This window comes from Oerskovia enterophila, from assembly GCF_001692445.1.
GTDB classification, from domain to species: domain Bacteria; phylum Actinomycetota; class Actinomycetes; order Actinomycetales; family Cellulomonadaceae; genus Oerskovia; species Oerskovia enterophila.
In genome coordinates, this window is sequence record NZ_MAQA01000005.1 from 87020 (window position 1) to 109727 (window position 22708).

The following is a 22708-nucleotide window of genomic DNA, read 5'->3' on the forward strand; positions in this document are numbered from 1 at the left end:
CGCATGCCAGATGTGTGGAGGGAGTACGGATCGATGACGACGTGTGTGGTGACAGGTGGTGCAGGCTTCATCGGATGCGCACTGTCCGCTTCCCTGGCAGACCGTTTCGACCAGGTGGTGGCGATCGACAACCTGCATCCGCAGGTGCACTCCGACCGGTCACGACCGGAGGGGCTCGACCCTAGGGTGGAGCTCGTCGTCGGAGACGTGACGGAGGCCGCGGACTGGGAAGGGCTTCTCGATCGGTTCGTCCCTGACGTGATCGTGCACCTCGCCGCAGAGACCGGGACTGCTCAGTCGCTCAGCGAGGCGAGCCGGCACGGAATGGTCAACGTCGTGGGTACCACCCGCATGCTCGACGCGCTGGCGCGCCGTGGGATCCGACCACGTTCCATCGTCCTGACGTCGTCCCGCGCGGTCTACGGCGAAGGGGCGTGGCGGGACTCCGTCACCGGGGAGGTCACCTTTCCGGGCCAGCGTTCGAGCGAGATGCTCACGGCGCACCAGTGGGTCTTCCCGGGGCTCGAACCGCTGCCGCACCGGTCGCACGACGTCCATGCGACGCCGTCGAGCGTCTACGGGGCCACCAAGCTGTGCCAGGAGAACCTCGTGTCCGCCTGGTGCCGTTCGATGGGAGTGGCCGCAGTGCTCTTCCGCCTGCAGAACGTCTATGGGCCGGGTCAGTCGCTGACCAATCCCTACACCGGGATCGTCCCGCTCTTCGCCCGGACGGCCAAGGCGGGCCAGTCGATCCCGGTCTACGAGGACGGCGAGATCGTCAGGGACTTCGTCTACATCGACGACGTGGCCAGCGCGATCGTCGCAGGGACGGACCTCGTCGCCCCGACCACCGACCCGATCGACATCGGGTCAGGGCAGGGGACGACCATCATGGAGCTCGCGACCATGGTCGCGAAGAGGTACGGCGCCCCGGCGCCGCACGTGACCGGACAGTTCCGTGAGGGGGACGTGCGTTCGGGCGTGGCAGACATCGAAGCGGCGAAGGCCGTGCTGGCATGGCGTCCTGCCATGTCGGTGGAACGAGGGATTGGCCGACTGTGCGATTGGATCGATGGCAGTGAGCAGCATTGACAGAGGGGTGGCCGAGCCCACGGGGAGTGAAGAGTTCCGTCACACCATCGGCCTGATCTGGAACCTCGCGCGACGTCAGCTCAGCTCCCAGTACAAGCGCACGATGCTCGGGCGGGTGTGGTCGCTGCTCAACCCGCTCGCATCGATCGCCATCTACTCCCTCGTGTTCGGACTGGTGATGCGCGGTGGTGTCGCACCCGGCACGAACTCGGGAATCACCTCGTTCGCGGTGTGGATCGCGATCGGAGTCATCGCCTGGGGCTATCTCTCCGGGTCGATCATGTCGGGCATGAACTCCCTGACGTCCAACACCGCGCTGCTGACCAAGGTGTACTTCCCGCGCTGGGTGCTGCTGGTCTCGGAGATGGTCGCGAACACGATCAACCACCTTCCCGAGATCGCGATCCTGGTCGTGCTCGTGCTCTTCGTCGGGGGACCAGGGGTCCTGCCCTTCGTCCCCTTGCTCCTCGGAGTCGTGCTGCTGACCGGCTTGTTCGCGACCGGGGTCGGCCTCGTCCTCTCACTGGGCATGGTCTACTTCCGCGACCTGTCGTACCTCTGGGGGATCTTCAACCAGATCTGGCTGTACATCTCGGGGATCGTCTTTCCGCTGACATTGCTGGTCACCGTGCAGAACGATCTCTACGACGAGGGGTGGGAGTTCCGCGGTGAACCGATCCCGCTCGCACAGATCGCACGACTGAATCCTGCGCAGCTCTACGTCGAGGCGTACCGCAGCATCTTGTACGACTTCGCCGCCCCCTCTCTCGGGGTGTGGCTCGGCTGCCTTGCGTGGGCTGTACTTGCACTGACTGCTGGGATCCTGGTGTTCCGCAAGCACAGTGCGCGGATTGTGGAGGCACTGTGAGCACGTCAGCCGTAACCGTGGACAACGTCTCCAAGACGTTCCGGATGTACACGAACCGGAGCCAGTCCCTGAAGTCGCTGTTCGTCGACCGTCGCCGGTCGCAGTACGAGGACTTCTGGGCTCTCCGAGATGTCGCGCTGGAGATCCCGGAGGGCAAGACCTTCGGTCTCCTTGGCAACAACGGCTCGGGCAAGTCGACGCTGCTCAAGTGCATCGCCAAGATCTTGACCCCCAACCAGGGGTCCATCACGAGCCGTGGACGCATGGCCGCCATGCTCGAGGTGGGATCCGGGTTCCACCCTGAGCTGACCGGGCGGGAGAACGTCTACCTGAACGGCTCGATCCTCGGCATGAATCGACACGAGGTCGACCGGAAGTTCGACGACATCGTCGACTTCGCCGGCATCGGGGCGTTCATCGACCAACCGGTCAAGAACTACTCGTCCGGCATGTACGTGCGACTGGGGTTCGCGGTGTCGATCCACGTCGAACCCGAGATCCTTCTGGTGGACGAGATCCTGGCGGTGGGGGACGCGGAGTTCCAAGAGCGCTGCATGGGAAAGTTCGCCGACTTCCGTCGGGAGGGGCGGACGGTCGTCGTGGTGAGCCACGGTCTGGAGCAGATGCGCAGCTTCTGCGACGAGGCCGCCTGGCTCTCGCACGGTGAGCTCAAGGGCACCGGACCGGTCAGCGAGGTCATCGAGCAGTACTCGGAGGCAGCACACCTTGCCAAGCCCGTCGAGGGAGGTGGCGCTCGTATCGGATCGGGTGACGCCCAGATCACCCGGATGGAATGGCTCCATCCCGACGGCCGTGACGCGCGGACGTGCCGGACGGGCGACGAGATCCGGATCCGCCTGCACTACACGGCGTCGGCAACCATCGAACGGCCAGTCTTCGGTGTCTCGGTCCAGACACTCGACGACCGTCTCATCTGGGGACATCACGCCCAGGACTCCGACTACGTGCCCCAGAGCATCGATCCGGGTGACGGGTCGATCGACGTGGTGATTCCCAGCCTGCCCCTGCGTCCGGACACCTACACGTTGTCCGCGTCGATCCAGGGGCCCGGGACGTCGCACCTGATCGACGGCTACCTGCGCGGGCTGACCTTCACGGTGGTGCCCACGGGGCGCACCGAGTCGGGTGGATACGTGGTCTTCGGATCTCACTTCGAACGGCTCACACCGCCGCGCCCCATGGTCACCTCCCCGAGGAACGACGTCGTCGATGCCACGAAGTAGCACCCCACGGGTCGCGTTGGTCGTCGAGCAGCTGTGGCAGCCCGTGCCCGGCGGTTCCGGCACCTACGTCCGTGAGCTCGCCAACGGCCTCGTCCGCTCGGGTGCCGCACGCGTACGGGGGATCCGGGCCCACGGCGCGGCGGGGGAGCTCCAGGGGCTGGACCCGAGGGTCCCGATCAGCATGTCTCGCCTTCCGAGAAGGGTGCTGTACGAGTCCTGGCGCCGGCTGCGCACACCCCGGGTGCCTGGTGGGCGCGATCTCGACCTCGTCCATGCCACCACGTGGGCCATTCCGCCGGCCCCCGTCCCGCTCGTGGTCACAGTGCACGATCTCGCATTCCTGCGCGAGCCCGAGCACTTCACGAAGCACGGGGCGGCCTACTTCCGGGACGCGCTCGCGATCACGCGTGAGGAGGCAGCGGTGGTGATCGTCCCTTCCGAGGCCACGGCTCGAGACTGTGTGTCCGCAGGTATCGAGCGCGGCCGCGTCCGAGTGGTCCCGCACGGTGTCACGTCCGAGCGGATCTCCGCGGACGACGTCGCCGACTTCCGGCGACGCAACGGGCTCGAGCGCCCCTACCTCCTGTGGGTCGGAACTCTCGAGCCGCGCAAGAACCTGCCGACGTTGCTCCGGGCCTACTCGGAGCTCAGGTCGGACGGCACCCACCTGGATCTCGTGCTCGTCGGACCCACGGGGTGGGGCGAGACCGCGGACGAGGTGAACAGGGCCGTCGAGGTGAACGGCCCCGACCGGGTGCATCGGCTGGGCAAGCTGAGCCAGCACGACCTCCAGGCGGCGTATGCGGGGGCACGTGCCTTCTGCTTCCCGTCAGTGTGGGAGGGCTTCGGCCTCCCTGTGCTCGAGGCGCAGGCACACGGCACTCCCGTCGTGACATCGCGTGGCACCTCGATGGAGGAAATCTGCGGTCCGAGCGCACTGGCCGTCGATCCGCTGGACGTCCCGGCGTTGGCCGAGGCACTGCTTCTCGCGACGGGGGACAGGCATGACGAGCTGTCCGCTGCAGGACGTGTGAACAGCTCGCGGTTCACCTGGGACGCGGCAGTGACGGCTACGGCAACGGTCTACCAAGAGGTGATCTCGTGACCGCACCTCTGGTGAGGGCCGTCGTCGTCAACTGGAACGGTGAGGCGCTCCTCCGGTCGTGCCTGGACTCGCTCGTCGCTCAGGACCTTCCGCCGGGTTCTCTGGAGACGGTGGTGGTAGACAACGCCTCGCACGACGGCTCCGTGGATCTCCTGCGCAGGGAGTACCCGTCCGTCCGGTTGGTGCAGAACGCGACCAACCGGGGATTCGCCGGTGGAGTCAACGCTGGGCTTCACGATCTACGAGCGCCGTACGTCGTCCTGCTGAACAACGACGCGCGGTTCGAACCGGATGCCGTCAGACGGATGATCGAGCTGCTCGAGGAGCCGGGCAACGACGACGTCGGTGCTGTCACGGCCCTGCTCCTGCTGGAAGGCCGGACTGGCGAAGGCGCCCCCCTGGTCAACTCGACCGGGAACGTGGTCTCACGGGCCGGCTCGGCGACGGATCGGGACTGGCTCACGCCGTTGAACCGGTTGTCGGCTCCGCAGGACGTCTTCGGCTTCTGCGGGGGCGCGGCGGTGCTGAGGACGGCCGCGCTGGACCAGGTGGGTCAGTTCGACGACTCGCTCTTCCTGTACTACGAGGACACCGACCTCTCGTGGCGCTTGCGCGCGGGCGGATGGAGGATCCTGTTCCACCGGGATGCTGTGGCGTGGCACCGGCACGCGCAGAGCTCCGACTCGACGAGCGCCCTGTTCCGCTACTACAACAACCGCAACGCGTTGCTCGTGTTCGCGCGCTACGCACCGTTCTCAGTGGTCGTCAGGGCGTTCGCACGTCAAGTGGTCGCACCGTTGCGGCACGTCCTGCGCCGCGACGAGCGACCGGAACTGCTGCGTGCGCGGATCCGTGCCCTGGCACAGGCGTGTCGGCGGATGCCCGTCGAGCGGCGTTCTGCCCGCGCGGCTCGCCGACGGCTCGCCGCGCAAGGGGGGCTGGACGCGCTGTTCGAGCGCTAGGTCCTCGCGGCGGATCCGCACATCAGCACTCGGAGCCAGGTTCGTGTCCTGTTCCGGGGCGCTGGACGTGGGCCGGGACGGGCCAGGGTGCGATGGCCCGCTCGACGGGCTGCGTCGTGCCTTCGGGAGCGCCGGATCGGCGCGCCCGAAGGTGTCAGTGTCGGGTCGCAGCGAGGACCGAACCGGCAGCCTTGCTCCAACGCTCCTGCCACGCGCCGATGGGCTCGACCCCCACCGCCCGCAAGGACCCGTGATCGAGCACCGAGTATGCCGGACGTGGAGCAGGGCGTACGAAGGCCTCGCTCGTCGTCGGGCGAACCAGCCCTCGGTCCATCCCCGCTGCTGCTACGGCCTCAGCCGCGAACTCGAACCAGGAGGCGCTGCCCTGCGACGTCGCGTGGTAGACGCCGCCGGGCACCTCGGCGTCGACCGCACGCAGCACCAGGTCGGCGACGTCGACCGTCCAGGTCGGCTGGCCGTGCTGGTCGTCGACCACGTCCAGCCCGCCCCGCTCCGCCGCGAGCTTCACGATCGTCCGCGGGAAGCACACGCCGCCGGCCCCGTACAGGTACGCGGTCCGCATGATCAGGTGCCGGGAGCCGAGGGCCGCGACAGCCCACTCGCCTGCGGCCTTGGTCCGCCCGTAGGCCGTCGCGGGGTTCTGCGGTGCGTCCGCGGCGTAGGGAGTGCGCGCCGACCCGTCGAACACGTAGTCGGTAGAGATCTGCACGAGCCGCGCGCCGACAGACGATGCAGAACGCGCAAGGTTTGCGGCGCCTGTCGCATTCACGGCGAAGGCCTCGGCCTCGCGCTCCTCGGCCAGGTCGACAGCCGTCCACGCTGCACAGTTCACGACCACGTCAGCGCCACGGAGGAGCCGATCGCACGCACCGGTGTCGGTGATGTCGAGGTCGGCCCGGTCGAGCGCCTCGACCGACCGACCCTCACCCTCCAGGCGTGCGACGACGTCCTGGCCGAGCATCCCGGCCGCGCCGATCACGATCCACTGCATGTCAGTACTCCTCGTCCTGGCCAGGGCCGGCGATGGTGAAGGGACGCTCAGGCCTGGCCGGAGAGCTCGTACTTGGCTTCCGTGGCAGCCTTCACCGGACGCCACCACGCCTCGTTCTCGCGGTACCAGGTCACTGTCGCCTCCAGCCCGGCACGGAAGTCCGTGTAGCGGGGGGTCCAACCCAGCTCGGTCCGCAGAAGGCTCGAGTCGATCGCGTAGCGCAGGTCGTGGCCGGGACGGTCGTTGACGTGGTCGAAGTCGTCGGCGGGGCGGCCGAAGATCTCGAGGAGGGTCCGAACGACGTCCAGGTTGTTGACCTCTCCGTCGGCACCGATGAGGTACGTCTGGCCGATCCGGCCACCGTCGATGATCGCCCACACCGCAGAGTTGTGGTCCTCGACGTGGATCCAGTCGCGGACGTTGAGGCCGGCGCCGTAGAGCTTGGGGCGAACCCCGTCGATGAGGTTGGTGATCTGGCGCGGGATGAACTTCTCGACGTGCTGGTACGGGCCGTAGTTGTTGGAGCAGTTCGAGATCGTGGCCTGCACACCGAACGACCGCGCCCAGGCGCGCACCAGCATGTCGCTCGACGCCTTCGTGGACGAGTACGGCGACGAAGGGTTGTAGGGCGTGTTCTCGGTGAACCGCTCGGGGTCGTCCAGCTCGAGGTCTCCGTACACCTCGTCGGTCGAGATGTGGTGGTAGCGCACTCCGTGACGACGAACCGCCTCGAGCAGCGTGAAGGTGCCGATGACGTTCGTCTGCACGAACGGCCACGGGTCGTCGAGGGAGTTGTCGTTGTGAGACTCAGCGGCGAAGTGCACGACGAGGTCGGCGGCGGCGACGAGCCCGTCGACGAGCGCCGCGTCAGCGATGTCCCCTTCGACGAAGGTGATCGTGTCCGCGACGGAGGCCAGGGAGGACTTGTCCCCTGCGTACGTCAGCGCGTCGAGGACCGTGACCTGGACGTCCGGACGCTCCCGGACCGTCTGGTGGACGAAGTTCGATCCGATGAAGCCGGCTCCGCCGGTGACGAGCAGACGCATGGGGGTGTTCCTCCTGAACGTGGTGTGGCCTGCAAGCCTACCGAACCGAAGGATGGCCCCGTGCGCCCCAGGTCGGGGGTGACGTCGTGTTCTCGACGTGTGAGTACGCTTGCCGACATCGATCGCTCGGCTGCTCGTCATCTTCCGGTTGCGCACAGCCGCGCTTCCCTTCGTCGAAGGAGACCGTCCATGCCGTCGAAGTACGCTTTCGACTTCGATCCACAAGAGACCAACACGAGCCATGGCCTCCTCGTCGGGATGGTCCCACCCAGGAGCCGCGTGCTCGACGTCGGCTGCGCTGCGGGATACCTGGGTGATGCGCTCAAGGACAAGGAGTGCATCGTGCGCGGGGTGGAGCTGGACCCCGTGGCGGCCGAGGAAGCCCGGGCTCACCTCGCATCCGTGGTCGTCGCGGACGCGGAGACCCTTGACTATGCGGCGGAGTTCGGTGCCGAGGCCTTCGACGTCGTCGTCCTTGCGGACGTGCTCGAGCACGTCCGCAACCCGGCGCGGGTTCTCGCCGGGGCGCTCTCCGTCCTCGCCGAGGACGGGACCCTGGTGATCTCGATCCCCAACGTCGCTCACGGGTCGCTACGACTTGGGCTGCTGCAGGGGCGCTGGAACTACACGCCCCTCGGACTGCTCGACGAGACCCATGTCCGGTTCGTCACCTGGGACACCCTCCAGGACCTGCTCACCGACGCCGGCATCATCGTCTCCGCCGCATGGATGACCACCGCCGATCCTCTGGCGACCGAGGTCGACGTCGACCCCGCGCTGCTGCCCCAGGAGGTCGTCGACTGGGTGCGTGCCCAGCCCCTGGCGCTCGGCTATCAGTTCGTCCTGTCCGCCCGTCGAGCCGTGCCCGGCGAGACGCCGCCGCAGGTCGAGCCGTTGCCTGCGGGGCCTGTCGTCGCCCCGGCAGAGAGCCCCACGATCGTCTCGGCACGCGAGGAGGTTGAACAGCTCCGTCGCACGCTCGCGGACCGTGAGGACGAGCTCCGTGCTGCGAAGGAGATCATCGCCTACCACGAGGCGGCAGCGCTCGAGGCGGAGCGAAGGCTCCGTGACTCGGCCACGTGGCGGGTGGGCAACGCCGTCGTGACTCCGCTGCGGGCCGCCAAGCGTGCGTTCCGGCCGACGGACCCGGGCAAGGGCTGATCCCGGGCGCCGGGGCCCGTTCCGGGTGGTCCACGCCTCCGGTCGACGCCCGGTGCAGGTGGCGGCGTGGCCGGAGGCATCGCTCAGATCGAGGGATCGGCCTCGAGGATCTGCCGGATCTTGGTCGCGTCGCCCCACACGCCCGGGGAGTCGTAGGCGCGGTCGGGGAACGCCCCGTACGCCAGCGTGATGTCGTAGCCGTGCTGCGCGATGTACGCCTCGACCTCGTCTGCGAGGGACACGGGCTCTCCGGTACAGCAGTTGATGACCCCCGTGACACGGGTCTGCAGGGCTACCGCGGCGATCTGCTCGGCAAGCTCGTCGACCTCGATGAAGTCGTACCGGTTCTTCCCGCTGGTGAAGGGGAACTCCCGCTGGCCGGACCGTGCTGCCGCGGCGATCTTGCCGAAGATCGAGCTGCCGCGCTCGTCGTCGCCGTGGATGTAGAAGCAGCGCAGCCACTGGACGGTCACGCCCTTGCCTTCGCTCACCACTCCCAGGCTGCGTCGCAGCGCGTCCTTGGCGATGCCGTACAGCGAGCGTGGGGCCGTCGGGGTCGACTCGTCGATCGCACCCTCGTGGTAGCCGACCTCGTGCATGGTCCCGAGGGCGACCAGCTGCGGCACCCCCGCGGCGATCGCAGCCTCGAGGAAGCGCAGGTGGTCTGGAAGGCGGCGGATGTGGACCGGGTCGTTGTGGACGAAGCCCTTCTCCCACGCGAGATGCACGACGACGTCGAGCTTCCCCGCTCGGTCGAACAGCCCTTCGGGGTCCGCGAAGATGTCGCCCGGGACCGCGACCACACCCTCGGGATATCGCGTGGAGGCATCCGGCGACCGGTCCGCGGCCACGACCGTGGCCCCTGCACGCATCAAGGCCTTGACCACGTGGGCCCCGATGTAGCCGTTTGCTCCTGTCACAAGAATCCGAGTCACGCAGTCATTCTGCCGCATGTGAGGAAAGCGCTCGACCTCCGTCTGCCGTCGCGTCCGCGGCGCCGGCGACCCGGAGCCGCCGAGACGGACAGGTCGACCTGCGGTTCAGGCGTGGTCCGCGACGGCGCCCACCTGCCGACCGACCATCCGCCACAGGACCACCAGGGCGACGCAGACTCCGACGACCGGGCCGACCAGCGCGCCGACGACGGCCGACAGGACGATGTCGAACGGGTTGAGGAGGAGCCACAGTGCGGTCGTCCCCGTGGCGGTGGCCCAGACGGTCGCCATCCAGCGGTAGCTGCCGAAGGCGATGAGCGCGGCGGAAGCGAGCTGCAGGAGGCCGAGGAAGCAGGCGGAGAAGACCAGGACGGCGATCGTCGCGGGGCTGACGACGTACTTCGCCCCGAGCGCGATCTGGACGGCCCACGGGCCGATGAACCACGCGACGAGGCCACCGACGAGGCCGATGGCCAGCGTGCCGGCCGCTGCGAGCACGAGGAGGCGGTGTGCGTCCTTGACGGTGTTCGTACCGGCCTGCTGCCAGCGCAGGATCGTGGGTACCGCGAGAGCCTGGAGCGGGGCGACGAAGAGGAGCGGTAGACGGGAGACGGTGAGCGCCGCGAAGACGGCGCCGCCCGCTGCGCCGGGTGCCCCTCCCGAGAAGGCCGTGACCATCGTCGTGTACCCGGTGATCAGCGCGGCGGTCAGCGCAGCCCCGAGCATGAGCGATCCTGCGCGCCGCAGCGGATCGAGCCAGGACCGGACACCGAACCCGGCCTGGACCTGGGTTCGACGCAGCAACCGACGAGCGGGACCGATCCACCCGATCCACGCGAACGCGCCGACGGCGACCGCCGCGGCGGCGGAGCCCAGCGTGACTCCGACCGTGAGCCAGACGACGGCCAGGAGGAGCAGTCGGGACGTGGGTTCGGCGACGACCAGGCCGGCGTAGCCCCGGATGTCGTCGGCACCGATCAGCAGCCCGCGCACCATGAACTGCGCGGCGAAGCCGAGCGTCGCGATGACCACGAGCACTCCCATGCCGCTCTCGGCGTGACCGTAGAGACGGGCGGAGACCGCCGGGAGGAGCGTCAGGGCCGCGACCGTGGTGGCGATGGCACCCGCCGCGAGAGCGACGCGCAGGATCGGGGCCGAGTGGTCCTTCTCGCCTCCGGCCGACTGTCGGGCGGCCTCCTGCTCGACCATCGACATCGAGCTCGCGAGCCCGAAGAGCAGACCCCAGAAGGACATGAAGAGCGCGAACTCTGAGGTGGTCAGGGTGCGGCCGACGACCGCGAGCAGCAGGTACCCCGCGATGCTGGAGACGGCGACGGCCGAGCCGACGCCGAGGATGCCCGAGGTGCGGGCGCGTTGCAGCAGGCTCACGAGGTGCGGGCGGAGCGTGCGCGCAGGGCTGACCGGGCCGCCAGGGCGTAGCCGCGCAGGACGCCTGCGCCGAAGAGTGCGACGAAGGGTGGGGTCATGACGGCGGCAGCGACCACGTGCCGGCGGCGTCCACCGGCGGCACCGACGGCCACGGGCACGGCGGCCCACGCCAGCGCGATGGCTGGAAGGCCGACGACGGGCTTGAGCATCGCGGTGGCGACGAGGGCAAAGCCGATACCGGTGGCGCTCAAGAGTGCGACCGTGAGCGGTGTCGACTGGCCGAGGTAGCTGTCGACGAAGGTGGTCCCACGGAAGAGGGCCTGCCGACGGAACCCACCCCAGCCCGACTTGCCGTGGTACGTGAACCTGAAGTCCGGGGCGAGCCAGATGCGTCGCTCGGTAGCAGCCGTGCGGAGGAGGCGGGTGTCGTCGCTGGCCAGGTGCTGGACGTCGTAGAGGGATTCGAAGGACTCGGCGAGCTGAGCGAAGTAGTCACGCTCGATGAGCAGGCAACCAGTGCCCTTGGGGTAGCGGTCGAAGTCCTCTCCGCCGAAGGAGAGGACCCGAGGCTCACGCAGGTAGGAACGCCAGCCGACGCGGGCCAAGGCGTCCCAGAACGCGGCGGGCAGGTTGCCTCGCGTGTCGACCTCCACGTGACCGCACCACACGCGGGCCTCGGGCAGGTCGGGCGCCTGCTCGACGAGCCAGCGCAGGGCGTCGGGATCGACGATGACCCGGGCGTCGAGCAGGAGCATCCACGGGTGGTGCGCGGCGCCGGCACCCGTCAGGCGGGCGGCCATCCGACCGGCGTTCGCCTGGCCGACCAGGCGCACGCGAGGATCGTGCGCAGCGATCTCCTGCACGACCGCTGCGGTGGAGTCCGTGGAGCCGTCGTCGACGACGACGACGTCCAGCGGAAGGCCGGCCCGGTCGCCGGACTCCAGGATCGCGGTGAGCGACCGGCGGATCCACGCCTGCTCGTTGTACACGGGCACGACCACGCTGAGCGCCGTCAGCGCAGGTGCCGGGGGCAGGGGGGCGGTGGCTGGAATAGCGGTCACCGCCCTAGGTTAGCGGTTGCGTGGCGGGCTCCCGGTCGAGCGCCCCACGCTGTGGCCCCACCGCACGGGGACCTTGGCCCCGAGCGTCCTCCAGCCGCCCGGGACCTAGGTCCCGGGCGGCTGGAGGACGGTTCCAGGTGGACTAGCCTCTTCTCTGGAAAGGTCCGGAGGGCCGTGAGAAGTGGGGTCGATGTGAGTATCCGAGTGGCACCGAGCGCGGACGTCGCCGAGGGCGCCGAGATCGGCGACGGCAGCCAGGTCTGGCACCTGGCGCAAGTGCGCGAGGGCGTTCGCCTGGGCGAGGGGTGCGTGGTGGGCCGTGGAGCTTACATCGGCACCGGCGTGCAGGTGGGGCGTAACTGCAAGATCCAGAACTACGCGCTCGTGTACGAGCCCGCCGTGCTGGGAGACGGTGTCTTCGTCGGCCCGGGGGTCGTCCTGACGAACGACACGTACCCCCGAGCGGTCAACCCGGACGGCTCTCTCAAGAGTGCTTCCGACTGGGACGCGGTCGGCGTGCGGATCGGCGACGGTGCCTCGATCGGGGCACGGGCGGTCTGCGTGGCGCCCCTGTCGATCGGTGCTTGGGCCACGGTGGCTGCTGGAGCGGTGGTCACGCGCGACGTCCCGGCGCACGCCATCGTCGCCGGAGTGCCCGCACGGCGGGTCGGCTGGGTCGGGCGGGCGGGCCACCCGCTGCGGCAGGACGGCCAGCACTGGTTGTGCCCCGAGACGGGGGTCCGGTACGAAGAGCACGACGACACCATCAGAGAGGTAGTGGCAGCATGAGCCAGAGCATGATCCCGGCAGCGAAGCCGATCATCGGCGACGAGGAGCGCGAGGCCGTGGACCGCGTGCTGCGCAGCGGCATGATCGCCCAGGGCCCGGAGGTCGCTACCTTCGAGAAGGAGTTCGCCGAGATCCTCGTCGACGGGCAGACGTGCGTCGCGGTGAACTCGGGCACCTCGGGGCTGCACCTGGGGCTGCTCGCTGCTGGTGTCGGCCCCGGCGACGAGGTCATCGTGCCTTCGTTCACGTTCGCGGCGACCGCCAACTCGGTCGCGCTGACCGGCGCGACACCGGTGTTCGCGGACATCGAGCCGGACTTCTACTGCCTCGACCCGGAGTCGGTGCGCGCAGCCATCACCCCGCGCACCAAGGCGATCATGCCGGTGCACCTCTACGGCCACCCCGCGAACATGGCGGCGCTGCAGAAGCTGGCCGACGAGCACGACCTGCTCCTGTTCGAGGACGCGGCACAGGCGCACGGTGCGATGCTGGACGGGCGCCGCGTGGGGTCGTTCGGGACCTTCGCGATGTTCAGTCTCTACCCGACGAAGAACATGACCTCCGGTGAGGGGGGCATGGTCTCGTGCGCGACCGAGGACATCGCACGCAACGTGCGCCTGCTGCGCAACCAGGGCATGGAACGTCAGTATGCGAACGAGGTCATCGGCTTCAACGCGCGCATGACCGACGTCCACGCGGCGATCGGGCGCGTGCAGCTCACCAAGGTCGAGGGGTGGACGGCGACGCGCCGCTCCAACGCCGACTTCCTCTCCGCGCACCTGGAGGGGGTCGTGGTCCCGGCTGTCGCGCCGGGGGCGACCCACGTCTACCACCAGTACACGATCCGGGTGTCCGAGGACCGTGACCGCGTCGTCCAGGCCCTGCGCGAGGAGCACGGAGTCGGGTGCGGGGTCTACTACCCGATCCCCAACCACCGCCTCGAGAGCCTCGCGCACTTCGCGCCGGACCTCCACCTGCCGCGCACCGAGGAGGCAGCCGCCCAGGTGATCTCCCTGCCGGTGCACCCGTCTCTGTCGGCCGAGGACCTCGACCGCATCGTCACCAGCGTCAACAGCGTCGTGAAGGCAGGTGCCTGAGATGGCGAACCTGCGGGCGGGGCTCATCGGTCTCGGGAGCATGGGACGTCACCACGCGCGTGTCCTGCGGGAGATCGACGGGGTCGACCTGGTCGCTGTCGCCGATCCTGGCGGCGACCCGTTCGGGGTGGCAGGCCCCCTGGAGGTGCTGCGCGATGTCGACGAGCTCGTCGCCGCGGGCATCGACATGGCGATGGTCGCCGTCCCGACGGTCTACCACGAGGAGGTCTGCGTCGCGCTGGCGGACGCAGGCGTGCACACGATGGTGGAGAAGCCGATCGCCGCGACGGCGGAGGCCGGACGGCGGGTGGCGCAGGCGTTCACCGATGCCGGTCTCGTGGGCTGCGTCGGGCACGTCGAGCGCTTCAACCCGGCGTTGCAGGAGGCTCGACGACGCCTGGAGGCAGGCGAGCTGGGGGAGGTCTACCAGATCGCGACCCGTCGCCAGGGGCCGTTCCCTGCCCGCATCGCGGACGTCGGGGTCATCAAGGACCTCGGCACGCACGACATCGACCTGACCTCGTGGATCGCGCGCTCGCCCTACCGCAGCATCTCGGCGCAGACGGCGCACCGCAGCGGCCGAGAGCACGAGGACATGGTGCTGGCCACCGGGCTCCTGGACAGCGGCGTGATCGTGAGCCACGTGGTGAACTGGCTCTCGCCCATGAAGGAGCGCCTGACGATCGTCACGGGCGAGCGCGGCGCGTTCGTCGCGGACACGGCGAGCGCGGACCTCACCTTCTACGCCAACGGTGTCATCCCCACCGAGTGGGACTCGATCACCGCGTTCCGTGGCGTCGCCGAGGGTGACATCATCCGGTATGCGCACGCGAAGCGTGAGCCGCTGAGGGTCGAGCACGAGGCCTTCCGCGACGCGGTCCTCGGGGTCCGCGACGATGTCGTCTCCCTGACTGCCGGTGTGCACACGCTGGTCGTCGCCGAGGCTGCGGCCGAGTCGGCGAGGACCGGGCAGACCATCAGGCTCTGACACGGACCGAGGGCCGAGGACCGGTGGTGGGCGAGGACACCTCACCCACCACCGGTCCTCGTGCGTGGCCTTCGGACGGGACCCGCACCGACCGGCCGTCGGCCTCGCCGTCCCGCGACTCGAGCGTCCACGTCGCACGGGCTCCTGGCCGCGGATCTTCCCGGACGTGCGTACAGGACTCTGCCCCGGGACCGGTACGCTCTTCACGTCACCTGGAAGGAACACCGTTGATCGTCTTCATCGTCGGCACGACCGCCGAACTCATCAAGATCGCCCCCGTCCACCACGAGCTGATCAGCCGTGGGAGCGCCCCGGAGATCTGGTACACGGGCCAGCACGTCCAGGAGCTGCCCGCAGTGCTGGGCGACCTTGAACTGCCGGATCCCGCCGTGTGGCTCGTGCCTCGTGAGAGCGCGAAGAACCTTGCGCGTACCGCCCAGGTGCCTGGGTGGGTGACGCGTGTCGCGCGGACGACGCTCTCACGACGCGCGGAGCTGCGCCGACGTCTGCGGGCGGACGGTCGCACGCCGGTCGTGCTGGTGCACGGGGACACGTTCACGACGTTCATCGGCGCGATGATCGGGCGCATGCTGGGTGCGAAGGTCGGGCACATCGAGGCCGGGATGCGTAGCGGTCACCTGCTGCACCCGCTGCCCGAGGAGATCAACCGCAAGCTGACCTCTGGGCTGGCGCACCTGCACTTCGCCCCGAGCGAGGTCGAGGTGAAGAACCTCTCGGGGCGTCGCGGGGTCGTGTGCACCGGTGGGAACACCGTCATCGACGCCGTGCGCCTGGTGCTGGAACGCGGACCCGCCGACGAGGTCGGCGACCTGCCGGCCGGATACGGCCTCTCGACGCTGCACCGGTTCGAGCTGGTCCGTGACCAGAAGGCGTACACGCAAGCGCTCCGCGCGCTCAAGGACACCTCGGCGACGATGCCGATCGTGTACTTCGCAGGTGAGTCCGAGAAGGCGCGTCTGGTCGAGTACGACCTGCTGGGGCTCTTCGACGACCGGTTCGTCATCAAGGACAAGCTGCGGTACGTCGACTTCCTGCCGGTGCTCTCCGGGGCCCGGTTCGTCGTGACCGACTCGGGCGGCGTGCAGCAGGAGTGCGCGCACCTGGGGATCCCGTGCGCGATCCACCGGCTCAAGACCGAGAGCCACCAGGGGCTGGGCGAGAACGCGATCCTCACCGAGATGGACGTCGCCCGGCTGGGGCACTTCCTGCAGGACGTCGACTCCTACCGTCGCACGGACCTCGACGACGACGCCCACCCCTCACGCGTCGTGGTCGACGCGATCGAGCGGCTCGAGGTCTGACATGAGCTCACTCCGCCGCGGGGCCGCCGCCCCTCGACCGATCCTGCCCCTGGAGGGAAGCTGTGCCCTCGTCCGCTGAGCGTCGCGTACTCGTCGTCCTGCCCGCATGGAACGAGCAGGAGGCGTTGCCAGGAGTCCTGGACGACGTGCAGGCCACCCTTCCGAACGCGGACGTGCTGGTGGTCAACGACGGCTCGACCGACCGCACGAGCCAGGTGGCGCGGCGGGGCCGAGCCATGGTGCTCGACCTGCCGGTCAACCTCGGGGTGGGCGGGGCGATGCGCGCGGGGTACAAGTTTGCCCAGCGCGAGGGCTACGACGTCGCCGTCCAGCTCGACGCGGACGGACAGCACGACCCCGCCGAGGTGGCCTCGCTGCTGCGGGTCATGGCCGAGGAGCAGGCTGACGTCGTGATCGGTGCCCGTTTCGCCGGCGAGGGCGCGTACTCCGTGCGGGGACCGCGCCGGTGGGCCATGCGGGTCCTCTCGCTCGTCCTGTCACGGGTCGCGAACACACGGCTGACGGACACGACCTCAGGGTTCAAGGCCTCCAACCGTCGCGCGATCGAGCTCTTCGCGCGTGAGTACCCGGCCGAGTACCTCGGCGACACCGTCGAGTCGCTCGTCATCTCGGCGCGCTCGGGTCTGCGGGTGCGCCAGGTCGGGGTCTCGATGCGTCCTCGTGCGGGCGGCACACCCTCGCACAACCCTGTCAAGGCCGCCATCTTCCTTGCGCGTGCCGTCCTTGCACTGCTCATCGCGCTCACGCGACCGGTCACTCTCCCGACGGAACACTCATGAAGCTCTACTTCCTTGCTCTGGCGACGTGCGTCGTGGTCGTCGTCGTACTGCTGATGCTCATGCGTACCCGACGCATCAAGGAGAAGTACGCCGCGGTGTGGCTCGTCCTGGCGGTCGCGGTGTGCATCATCGGTGCGTTCCCCGAGACGGTCTCGTCGATCGCGTCCCTCGTGGGTGTGGCCACCGCGAGCAACCTGCTGTTCGCCTCGGCGCTCGCCGTCCTGTTCGGGGTCTGCATACAGCTCAGCGTCGAGCTGTCCGCCACGGAGGAGAAGGCCCGGACGCTGACCGAGGAGATCGCGCTCCTGCGGCTGGACGTCGACCGGCTGGCTCGGGCGCAGTCCTGCGCGCCGGAAGGAGCAAAGACCGAGACGCCCGGGCGAGGTGAGGGCCAAGACGTTCGGCAGGATGCCGTGGACGAGGAAGCAGGGGGACATCATGGCGACTGAGGAGCCGCAGACGACCGGCGGCGAGCAGACGACCAGGCGCGCAGCGATGCGCCCACGGAGGGCGTTCCGAGCCGGGGTGATGCTCCTGGCGCTGTTCACGTTTCTGGTGACGTGGGCGTTTGCGTCACCCCTGGGGGCGACGCCTGACGAGAACTACCACATGGCAAGCATCTGGTGCGCTGAGGGCGAGCGCGACGGCGCCTGTCTGACGAATGATGACGGCACCGTCTTCGCGGTGCCGGAGGCGCTGCCGATGAGGGTCTGCTATGCGTTCGACCCGGAGAAGGCGGCGACCTGCCAACCCGAGGTGGAGCTGATCGGGACTGACCGCTACGTGGTCACCAAGGTCGGCAACTTCGGCGAGCACGCAGGCGACTACCCGGGGCTCTTCTACTCGGTGATGAGCCAGTTCGTCGGGCCCGACGTCCAACGCAGCATCCTCGTCATGCGTGTGCTGAACGCCGCGATCTTCACGCTGCTCGTCGGTGTCGTCTACGCCTTTTCCTCCGTGCGCGTGCGCCGAGCACTGGTGGCGACCACCGCGGTCACGCTGGTGCCGCTCGGCGCCTTCCTCATCCCGTCGATCAACCCGAGCGGCTGGACGATCGGCTCCGCCTCCATCCTGTTCTTCGCGCTCTACGGGGTCGTGCAGTCACGCTCCAGGACGACGATCGCCGTCCTGGCTTCGACCGCGGTACTCGCGTTCACCATGAGTGTCGGTTCACGCGCTGACGGGGCCGTGTACGCCGGGCTCGCCGTGGTGGTCGCCACGATGCTCGGGCTGCGCTCCCTGCGCCCGACCTGGCGCAATCTCCTGCGCTTGGTGCTGCCGGCCGTGATGCTCGTCGTGGCGCTCAGGGTTTTCCTGTCGGTAGGCAGCTCTGCGGTGCAGGCACCTCAGGAGGGGACGAGCGGTTCATGGCCGGTCGTTCAGGTCTTCCTCGATGTCTTCCAGTACATTCCAGGCTCCCTGGGGTGGTTCGCCCTCGGCTGGGGGGACACGACCATGCCCACGATCGTCTGGGTGCTCGTGGGTACGGCCTGCGCGGGGGTCGTGTTCGTGGGAGTCGCGCCCCTCGGTCGGCGTCGACTGTTCGCGTCGCTCGTGGCGGTCGGCGCACTCCTCGCCGTCCCGACGTACATCGCGGTGACGTCCTGGGTCGCGGGCGCTGCGCTGCAGGCCCGGTACATCTTCCCGATGGTGATCATCGCGGTTGCCGTGGCCACTCTCGTTACCGAGGCGCGCGGACCTGCCGCGACCACGTCGCGGGGTCTGACGCTCACCGTGCCCCAGCGTTGGTTCGTCGTCGGGGCGATCTCGATCGCGGGCGCCGTGGCGATCTACATCAACCTCCGCCGCTACGTCACAGGCGTCGACGTGCAGAAGCTGCGCCTGACGCCTGCCGAGTGGTGGTGGCCCGGCGCACCGGTGTCGCCCGAGGTGCTCTGCATCATCTCCGCAGCGGCGCTCGTCACCGTGCTCGTCCTCGCCACGCGTGTGCTCGTCCCGGGGGCGGCCGACGTCACCGGCCGCCTTGGCGAGAGCGACGAGCTGCGGGGATCGAGGTCCGTCGCGAGCGGAGCGACTCCCGTAGTGCCGGTTTCCGAGGAACCCCTGGAAACCCTCGAAGCGACCACGCCTCGACATGCTCGCGCAGCCCCTCAGAACTGATCGGAGTCCCTCCTTGCGCATCCTCCTCGACGCCACGGCCGTCCCCGCCGATCGCGGAGGCGTCGGGCGATATGTCGACGAGCTCGTGCCCGAGCTCGCAGCGGCCGGGATCGACCTCACGATCGTCGTACAGCATCGCGATGTCGAGCACTACCGACGTCTCGCCCCTGACGCGAGCGTCGTCGCGGCGCCCGCGTGGACGGCCCGGCGACCGGCTCGTCTGCTCTGGGAACAGACGGGCCTGCCGATGCTCGTCCGACGCATCAAGCCCGACGTCGTGCACAGTCCGCACTACACGATGCCCCTGCTGACCCGTACCCCCGTGGTCGTCACGCTGCACGACGCGACGTTCTTCACGACGCCCGAGCTGCACCTGCGCTCCAAGGCGGTCTTCTTCCGGACGGCCATCCGTGTCGCGGCACGCCGCGCCGCACGCCTGATCGTGCCTTCGCGTGCGACCCGTGACGAGGTGGTGCGCCTCGTCGGGGCCCGCCCCGAGAAGTTCACCGTCGCCTACCACGGCGTCGATCACGGGCTGTTCCACCCGACGACCGTGGCCGAGCAATCCCGTGTCAGGGAATCGCTGGGGTTGGCAGAAGCGAGCTACGTGGCGTTCCTCGGTACGCTCGAGCCGCGCAAGAACGTGCCCGCTCTGATCCGAGGCTGGGTCGCGGCATGTACGGACCGGGTGGACCCGCCCGCGCTCCTGCTGGCGGGCGGACGAGGGTGGGACGACAAGGTCGATGCCGCGATCGAGGCGGTCCCGGCCCATCTCACGGTCCGTCGCACCGGCTTCCTGCCGCTCGAGGACCTGCCGGCCTTTCTGGGGGGAGCCGTCGTGGTCGCCTACCCCAGCCTGGGCGAGGGATTCGGCCTGCCGGTCCTGGAGGCGATGGCATGCCACGTCCCGGTCCTCACGACCAGGGAGCTGTCCCTTCCCGAGGTGGGCGGCGAAGCGGTCGCCTACTGCGGAACCGATGCGGCCTCGATCGGTCGCGAGCTCGCCGGGCTGCTCGACGACCCCGCGCGACGCGGGATGCTTGCCGAGGCGGCGGCCGAGCGAGCCGTCGGATTCACGTGGGCCGCGGCGGCGCGTCTCCATGCGGAGACCTACGAGGCGGCCGCCGCCCACTGACCGCCGGGCTGCTGGGCGGTCGGTGGGCGGCCTGCGTCGCTCCGCAGCCGATCAGGCGGAGCGGAGCGTCTCGAGGTACGCGCTGACCTGGTCCAGCGTGGGCAGCAGCCCCAGGGCGGCTGCCTCGCTGAGCCCCGGAGCCGCGAGGTCCTTCTCCGAGAGCAGCGGAGTCAACGGTGAGCCGTCCCGCGCCGAGGTCGGCCACTCGATGCCCACCTCCGGGTCGAGCGGGTGGATGCCGTGCTCACGACCGGGTGAGTAGCCCGTCGAGCACAGGTACACGACGGTCGAGTCGTCCTCGAGCGACAGGAACGCGTGGCCGAGGCCCTCGCCCAGGTAGATCGCGCGCCGGTCGGTGTCGTCGAGAAGCACCGAGTCCCACTGACCGAAGGTCGGGGAGCCGACGCGGATGTCGACCACGACGTCCAGCACCGCACCCTTGGGGCACGTGACGTACTTGGCCTGTCCCGGAGGGGTGTCGGCGAAGTGGATGCCGCGGAGGACTCCCGCGGAGGACACCGACATGTTCGCCTGGTGCAGGTCGAGGCGGTGCCCGAGCGACTCCTCGAACTTCTCCGACTTGAACCACTCGAGGAAGACTCCCCGGGGATCACCGAACTGCTTCGGGGTGATCTCCCAGGCTCCGGGGACGGACAGCTCGCGATACTCCACAGGACGGCTCCTTCAGGCGGGTGCGTGCGGTGGATCGGTATCCACCACGGCCAAGGGTCGAGTCTAGTGTCGTCCACCGAAGCCGGGAGCGGCCGGCGAGTGCCCGCCGTCCTGCGAGGGCGGGCACTCGTGGTGGCTGGTCAGTCGCGCTCGAGCAGACCGAGCAGGTAGGAGCCGTAGCCCGACTTGACGAGCTTCTCAGCGCGCTCGCGCAGCTCGTCGTCCGTCAGGAAGCCGCGGCGCCAGGCGACCTCCTCGGGAGCGCCGACCTTGAGGCCCTGGCGATGCTCGATCGTCTTCACGAAGTCGGAGGCCTCGACGAGCGAGTCGAACGTCCCCGTGTCGAGCCAGGCCGTGCCGCGGGGGAGGACCTCGACCTGCAGGCGTCCCTGCTCGAGATAGGTCCGGTTGACGTCGGTGATCTCGTACTCGCCTCGCGCAGAGGGGGCGAGGTCGCGCGCGATGGCGACGACGTCGTTGTCGTAGAAGTACAGGCCCGGCACGGCGTAGTTCGACTTGGGCGTGGTCGGCTTCTCCTCGAGGGAGAGCGCCTTGCCTGCCGCGTCGAACTCGACGACGCCGTAGGAGGTGGGGTCCGCGACCCGGTAGGCGAAGACGGCTCCGCCGTCCAGGTCTGCATAGCGCGAGAGGGTCGACCCCATGCCAGGGCCGTAGAAGATGTTGTCGCCCAGGACGAGGGCCGCGGACTCGGTGCCGATGAAGTCGGCCCCGAGGACGAATGCCTGTGCGAGCCCGTTCGGCTCGGCCTGGACCGTGTACTCGATCGACACCCCGAACTGCGAGCCGTCGCCGAGCAGCCGCCGGAACTGGTCCGCGTCGTGCGGGGTCGTGATGATGAGGATGTCCTTGATGCCCGCCAGGATCAGCGTCGAGAGCGGGTAGTAGATCATCGGCTTGTCGTAGACGGGGACGAGCTGCTTGCTGATACCAAGAGTGATCGGGTGCAGACGAGTGCCGGATCCGCCGGCCAGGATGATTCCACGCATGCGGGCCATTGTGCCGCATGGACCGATCATCGGCGCCGCGCGCTCCGGATCTCGAGGCGTTCGCGGATGCTGAGCCCCAGAGAGACCGACCAGCGCAGAGGAGCCTGGTACCAGGCGTCGTAGCGGCTCGAGAGATAGCGTCGAGCGCTCACGTGGTGTGCTCGGATCATCGGTGCCGGGTCCTTCTTCCAGGAGACTCCCTGGACGTGGGTCACCTCGGCTGCGGGGACGAACACGTTGCTCCACCCGGTTTGCCCCAGGCGGTCCCCGAGGTCGAGGTCCTCGAAGAACATGAAGTAGTTCTCGTCGAATCCTCCGACCTCCGCGAACGCCTCACGACGGAGGAGGAGGCAGGCGCCCGAGAGCCAGCCGGCGGCCCGCTCTGACCCGTCGCCCGGTTCGTTGGCGCTGCGGTACGCGCGAGAGTACGGGTTCTCTGCCCAGATCCTGCCGAGGACGGCATGCCCGGCGCCAAGACGCAAGGACGGGATGGCTCGCGCCGAGGGGTACTCGCTCCCGTCCGGGTTGAGGATCTTGGGCCCGAGAGCACCGGCGCGGGGATGGCGGCTGCCGGCGTCGAGGAGCACGTCGAGCGATCCGGGCGTCCAGATGAGATCAGGGTTGGCCACCACGATCCAGCTCCCCTCGGCGCCGCGGGCACCGAGGTTGGCGGCCCTGCCGTACCCGAGGTTTCCCCCTGACTCGACCACCCGCGTCCCGGGCTCCCGCGCGAGCGCGTCGGCGATCTCGCTGGGGCCGCCGTTGTTGACGAGGACGAGCTCGGTCGGGCGAGCCGTCGCGGATCTCAGCGAGGCCGCGAAGTCGAGGAGCTCTGCCCCGGGGTTGTAGATCACGCAGATGACACGAAGGGCGTTCGTTGCGCCGGTAGAGCTGCTCATGAT

At 69.1% G+C, this 22708-nt stretch carries 22 protein-coding genes; 14 read left to right on the plus strand and 8 right to left on the minus strand.

Annotation, left to right across the window (positions count from 1 at the left end; all coding sequences use genetic code 11):
- The first annotated feature begins 33 nt into the window (after positions 1–33).
- From OERS_RS03660 to OERS_RS03680, 5 genes are read left to right on the plus strand one after another with little or no spacing between them, the layout of a single operon-like run.
- Positions 34–1092 carry an NAD-dependent epimerase/dehydratase family protein gene (locus OERS_RS03660; protein ID WP_068624621.1) on the plus strand — a complete coding sequence of 353 codons (1059 nt, stop codon included), beginning with the start codon at positions 34–36 and terminating at the stop codon, positions 1090–1092.
- Positions 1079–1960, plus strand: coding sequence for an ABC transporter permease (locus OERS_RS03665; RefSeq protein ID WP_197487106.1), 882 nt, complete (start codon positions 1079–1081; stop codon positions 1958–1960). The genes OERS_RS03660 and OERS_RS03665 overlap by 14 nt, the downstream gene beginning before the upstream one ends.
- A complete protein-coding gene (locus OERS_RS03670) occupies positions 1957–3204 on the plus strand; it encodes an ABC transporter ATP-binding protein (protein WP_068624532.1) in 1248 nt (415 codons plus the stop codon). Before OERS_RS03665 ends, OERS_RS03670 begins: the two co-directional genes overlap by 4 nt.
- Entirely contained in the window at positions 3191–4309 is a 1119-nt protein-coding gene (locus tag OERS_RS03675) for a glycosyltransferase family 4 protein (RefSeq protein ID WP_068624533.1), read from the plus strand. The genes OERS_RS03670 and OERS_RS03675 overlap by 14 nt, the downstream gene beginning before the upstream one ends.
- Positions 4310–4320: 11 nt before the next feature.
- On the plus strand, positions 4321–5271 hold the full coding sequence (locus OERS_RS03680; RefSeq protein ID WP_248948330.1) for a glycosyltransferase family 2 protein: 951 nt from the start codon (positions 4321–4323) through the stop codon (positions 5269–5271).
- 154 nt (positions 5272–5425) lie between these two features.
- Here OERS_RS03680 and rfbD read toward each other — a convergent pair whose 3' ends face one another.
- Positions 5426–6283: a dTDP-4-dehydrorhamnose reductase gene (rfbD, locus tag OERS_RS03685; protein ID WP_068624538.1), complete on the minus strand. Its 858-nt coding sequence runs from the start codon at positions 6281–6283 to the stop codon at positions 5426–5428.
- A gap of 47 nt (positions 6284–6330) precedes the next feature.
- Positions 6331–7329 carry a dTDP-glucose 4,6-dehydratase gene (gene rfbB, locus OERS_RS03690; protein ID WP_068624540.1) on the minus strand — a complete coding sequence of 333 codons (999 nt, stop codon included), beginning with the start codon at positions 7327–7329 and terminating at the stop codon, positions 6331–6333.
- A 189-nt stretch (positions 7330–7518) separates the two neighbouring features.
- On the opposite strand from rfbB, the gene OERS_RS03695 reads away from it, so the two are divergent.
- The gene (locus tag OERS_RS03695) at positions 7519–8490 is read left to right on the plus strand and encodes a class I SAM-dependent methyltransferase (protein WP_083201203.1); all 972 of its coding nucleotides are present in this window, start codon (positions 7519–7521) and stop codon (positions 8488–8490) included.
- 83 nt (positions 8491–8573) lie between these two features.
- Here OERS_RS03695 and OERS_RS03700 read toward each other — a convergent pair whose 3' ends face one another.
- From OERS_RS03700 to OERS_RS03710, 3 genes are all read right to left on the minus strand, one after another.
- Positions 8574–9425, minus strand: coding sequence for an NAD-dependent epimerase/dehydratase family protein (locus OERS_RS03700; RefSeq protein ID WP_231907846.1), 852 nt, complete (start codon positions 9423–9425; stop codon positions 8574–8576).
- Positions 9426–9530: 105 nt separating this feature from the next.
- The gene (locus tag OERS_RS03705; RefSeq protein ID WP_068624544.1) at positions 9531–10814 is read right to left on the minus strand and encodes a polysaccharide biosynthesis protein; all 1284 of its coding nucleotides are present in this window, start codon (positions 10812–10814) and stop codon (positions 9531–9533) included.
- Entirely contained in the window at positions 10811–11875 is a 1065-nt protein-coding gene (locus OERS_RS03710; RefSeq protein WP_083201204.1) for a glycosyltransferase family 2 protein, read from the minus strand. The genes OERS_RS03705 and OERS_RS03710 overlap by 4 nt, the downstream gene beginning before the upstream one ends.
- A 198-nt stretch (positions 11876–12073) precedes the next feature.
- Here OERS_RS03710 and OERS_RS03715 point away from each other — a divergent pair, with 198 nt between their 5' ends.
- The 8 genes from OERS_RS03715 (at position 12074) to OERS_RS03750 (ending at position 20127) form a co-directional block, all read left to right on the plus strand.
- Entirely contained in the window at positions 12074–12664 is a 591-nt protein-coding gene (locus OERS_RS03715; RefSeq protein ID WP_409365915.1) for an acyltransferase, read from the plus strand.
- Positions 12661–13761: a DegT/DnrJ/EryC1/StrS family aminotransferase gene (locus OERS_RS03720; RefSeq protein ID WP_068624547.1), complete on the plus strand. Its 1101-nt coding sequence runs from the start codon at positions 12661–12663 to the stop codon at positions 13759–13761. The genes OERS_RS03715 and OERS_RS03720 overlap by 4 nt, the downstream gene beginning before the upstream one ends.
- Before the next feature lies 1 nt (position 13762).
- The gene (locus tag OERS_RS03725) at positions 13763–14749 is read left to right on the plus strand and encodes a Gfo/Idh/MocA family protein (protein WP_068624549.1); all 987 of its coding nucleotides are present in this window, start codon (positions 13763–13765) and stop codon (positions 14747–14749) included.
- A gap of 227 nt (positions 14750–14976) precedes the next feature.
- Positions 14977–16071, plus strand: a complete 1095-nt coding sequence (locus tag OERS_RS03730; RefSeq protein WP_068624551.1) for a UDP-N-acetylglucosamine 2-epimerase — start codon at positions 14977–14979, stop codon at positions 16069–16071.
- Positions 16072–16133: 62 nt separating this feature from the next.
- Positions 16134–16871 carry a glycosyltransferase family 2 protein gene (locus tag OERS_RS03735; RefSeq protein ID WP_068624553.1) on the plus strand — a complete coding sequence of 246 codons (738 nt, stop codon included), beginning with the start codon at positions 16134–16136 and terminating at the stop codon, positions 16869–16871.
- A complete protein-coding gene (locus OERS_RS03740; RefSeq protein WP_068624555.1) occupies positions 16868–17320 on the plus strand; it encodes a DUF2304 domain-containing protein in 453 nt (150 codons plus the stop codon). Before OERS_RS03735 ends, OERS_RS03740 begins: the two co-directional genes overlap by 4 nt.
- Before the next feature lie 79 nt (positions 17321–17399).
- Positions 17400–18992, plus strand: coding sequence for a DUF2142 domain-containing protein (locus tag OERS_RS03745; RefSeq protein WP_248948333.1), 1593 nt, complete (start codon positions 17400–17402; stop codon positions 18990–18992).
- Positions 18993–19005: 13 nt separating this feature from the next.
- A complete protein-coding gene (locus OERS_RS03750) occupies positions 19006–20127 on the plus strand; it encodes a glycosyltransferase family 4 protein (protein ID WP_197487109.1) in 1122 nt (373 codons plus the stop codon).
- A gap of 51 nt (positions 20128–20178) precedes the next feature.
- Here the strand turns inward: OERS_RS03750 and OERS_RS03755 are convergent, their stop codons facing one another.
- The 3 genes from OERS_RS03755 to OERS_RS03765 all read right to left on the minus strand — a co-directional run bounded on the left by OERS_RS03755 (position 20179) and on the right by OERS_RS03765 (position 22705).
- Complete coding sequence (locus OERS_RS03755; RefSeq protein ID WP_068624561.1) at positions 20179–20799, minus strand: dTDP-4-dehydrorhamnose 3,5-epimerase family protein; 621 nt, start codon at positions 20797–20799, stop codon at positions 20179–20181.
- A gap of 140 nt (positions 20800–20939) precedes the next feature.
- Complete coding sequence (rfbA, locus tag OERS_RS03760; RefSeq protein WP_068624624.1) at positions 20940–21806, minus strand: glucose-1-phosphate thymidylyltransferase RfbA; 867 nt, start codon at positions 21804–21806, stop codon at positions 20940–20942.
- A 26-nt stretch (positions 21807–21832) separates the two neighbouring features.
- A complete protein-coding gene (locus OERS_RS03765) occupies positions 21833–22705 on the minus strand; it encodes a glycosyltransferase family 2 protein (RefSeq protein WP_068624562.1) in 873 nt (290 codons plus the stop codon).
- Positions 22706–22708: the final 3 nt, after the last annotated feature.

What these genes read in the sequence shown, in the direction of transcription:
- OERS_RS03660 (WP_068624621.1), top strand. Translation starts at nt 34, where the DNA reads ATGACGACGTGTGTGGTGACAGGTGGTGCAGGCTTCATCGGATGCGCA.
- OERS_RS03675 (WP_068624533.1), top strand. Translation starts at nt 3,191, where the DNA reads ATGCCACGAAGTAGCACCCCACGGGTCGCGTTGGTCGTCGAGCAGCTG.
- rfbD (WP_068624538.1), bottom strand. Translation starts at nt 6,283, where the DNA reads ATGCAGTGGATCGTGATCGGCGCGGCCGGGATGCTCGGCCAGGACGTC.
- rfbB (WP_068624540.1), bottom strand. Translation starts at nt 7,329, where the DNA reads ATGCGTCTGCTCGTCACCGGCGGAGCCGGCTTCATCGGATCGAACTTC.
- OERS_RS03695 (WP_083201203.1), top strand. Translation starts at nt 7,519, where the DNA reads ATGCCGTCGAAGTACGCTTTCGACTTCGATCCACAAGAGACCAACACG.
- OERS_RS03720 (WP_068624547.1), top strand. Translation starts at nt 12,661, where the DNA reads ATGAGCCAGAGCATGATCCCGGCAGCGAAGCCGATCATCGGCGACGAG.
- OERS_RS03725 (WP_068624549.1), top strand. Translation starts at nt 13,763, where the DNA reads ATGGCGAACCTGCGGGCGGGGCTCATCGGTCTCGGGAGCATGGGACGT.
- OERS_RS03740 (WP_068624555.1), top strand. Translation starts at nt 16,868, where the DNA reads ATGAAGCTCTACTTCCTTGCTCTGGCGACGTGCGTCGTGGTCGTCGTC.
- OERS_RS03745 (WP_248948333.1), top strand. Translation starts at nt 17,400, where the DNA reads ATGCTCCTGGCGCTGTTCACGTTTCTGGTGACGTGGGCGTTTGCGTCA.
- rfbA (WP_068624624.1), bottom strand. Translation starts at nt 21,806, where the DNA reads ATGCGTGGAATCATCCTGGCCGGCGGATCCGGCACTCGTCTGCACCCG.
- OERS_RS03765 (WP_068624562.1), bottom strand. Translation starts at nt 22,705, where the DNA reads ATGAGCAGCTCTACCGGCGCAACGAACGCCCTTCGTGTCATCTGCGTG.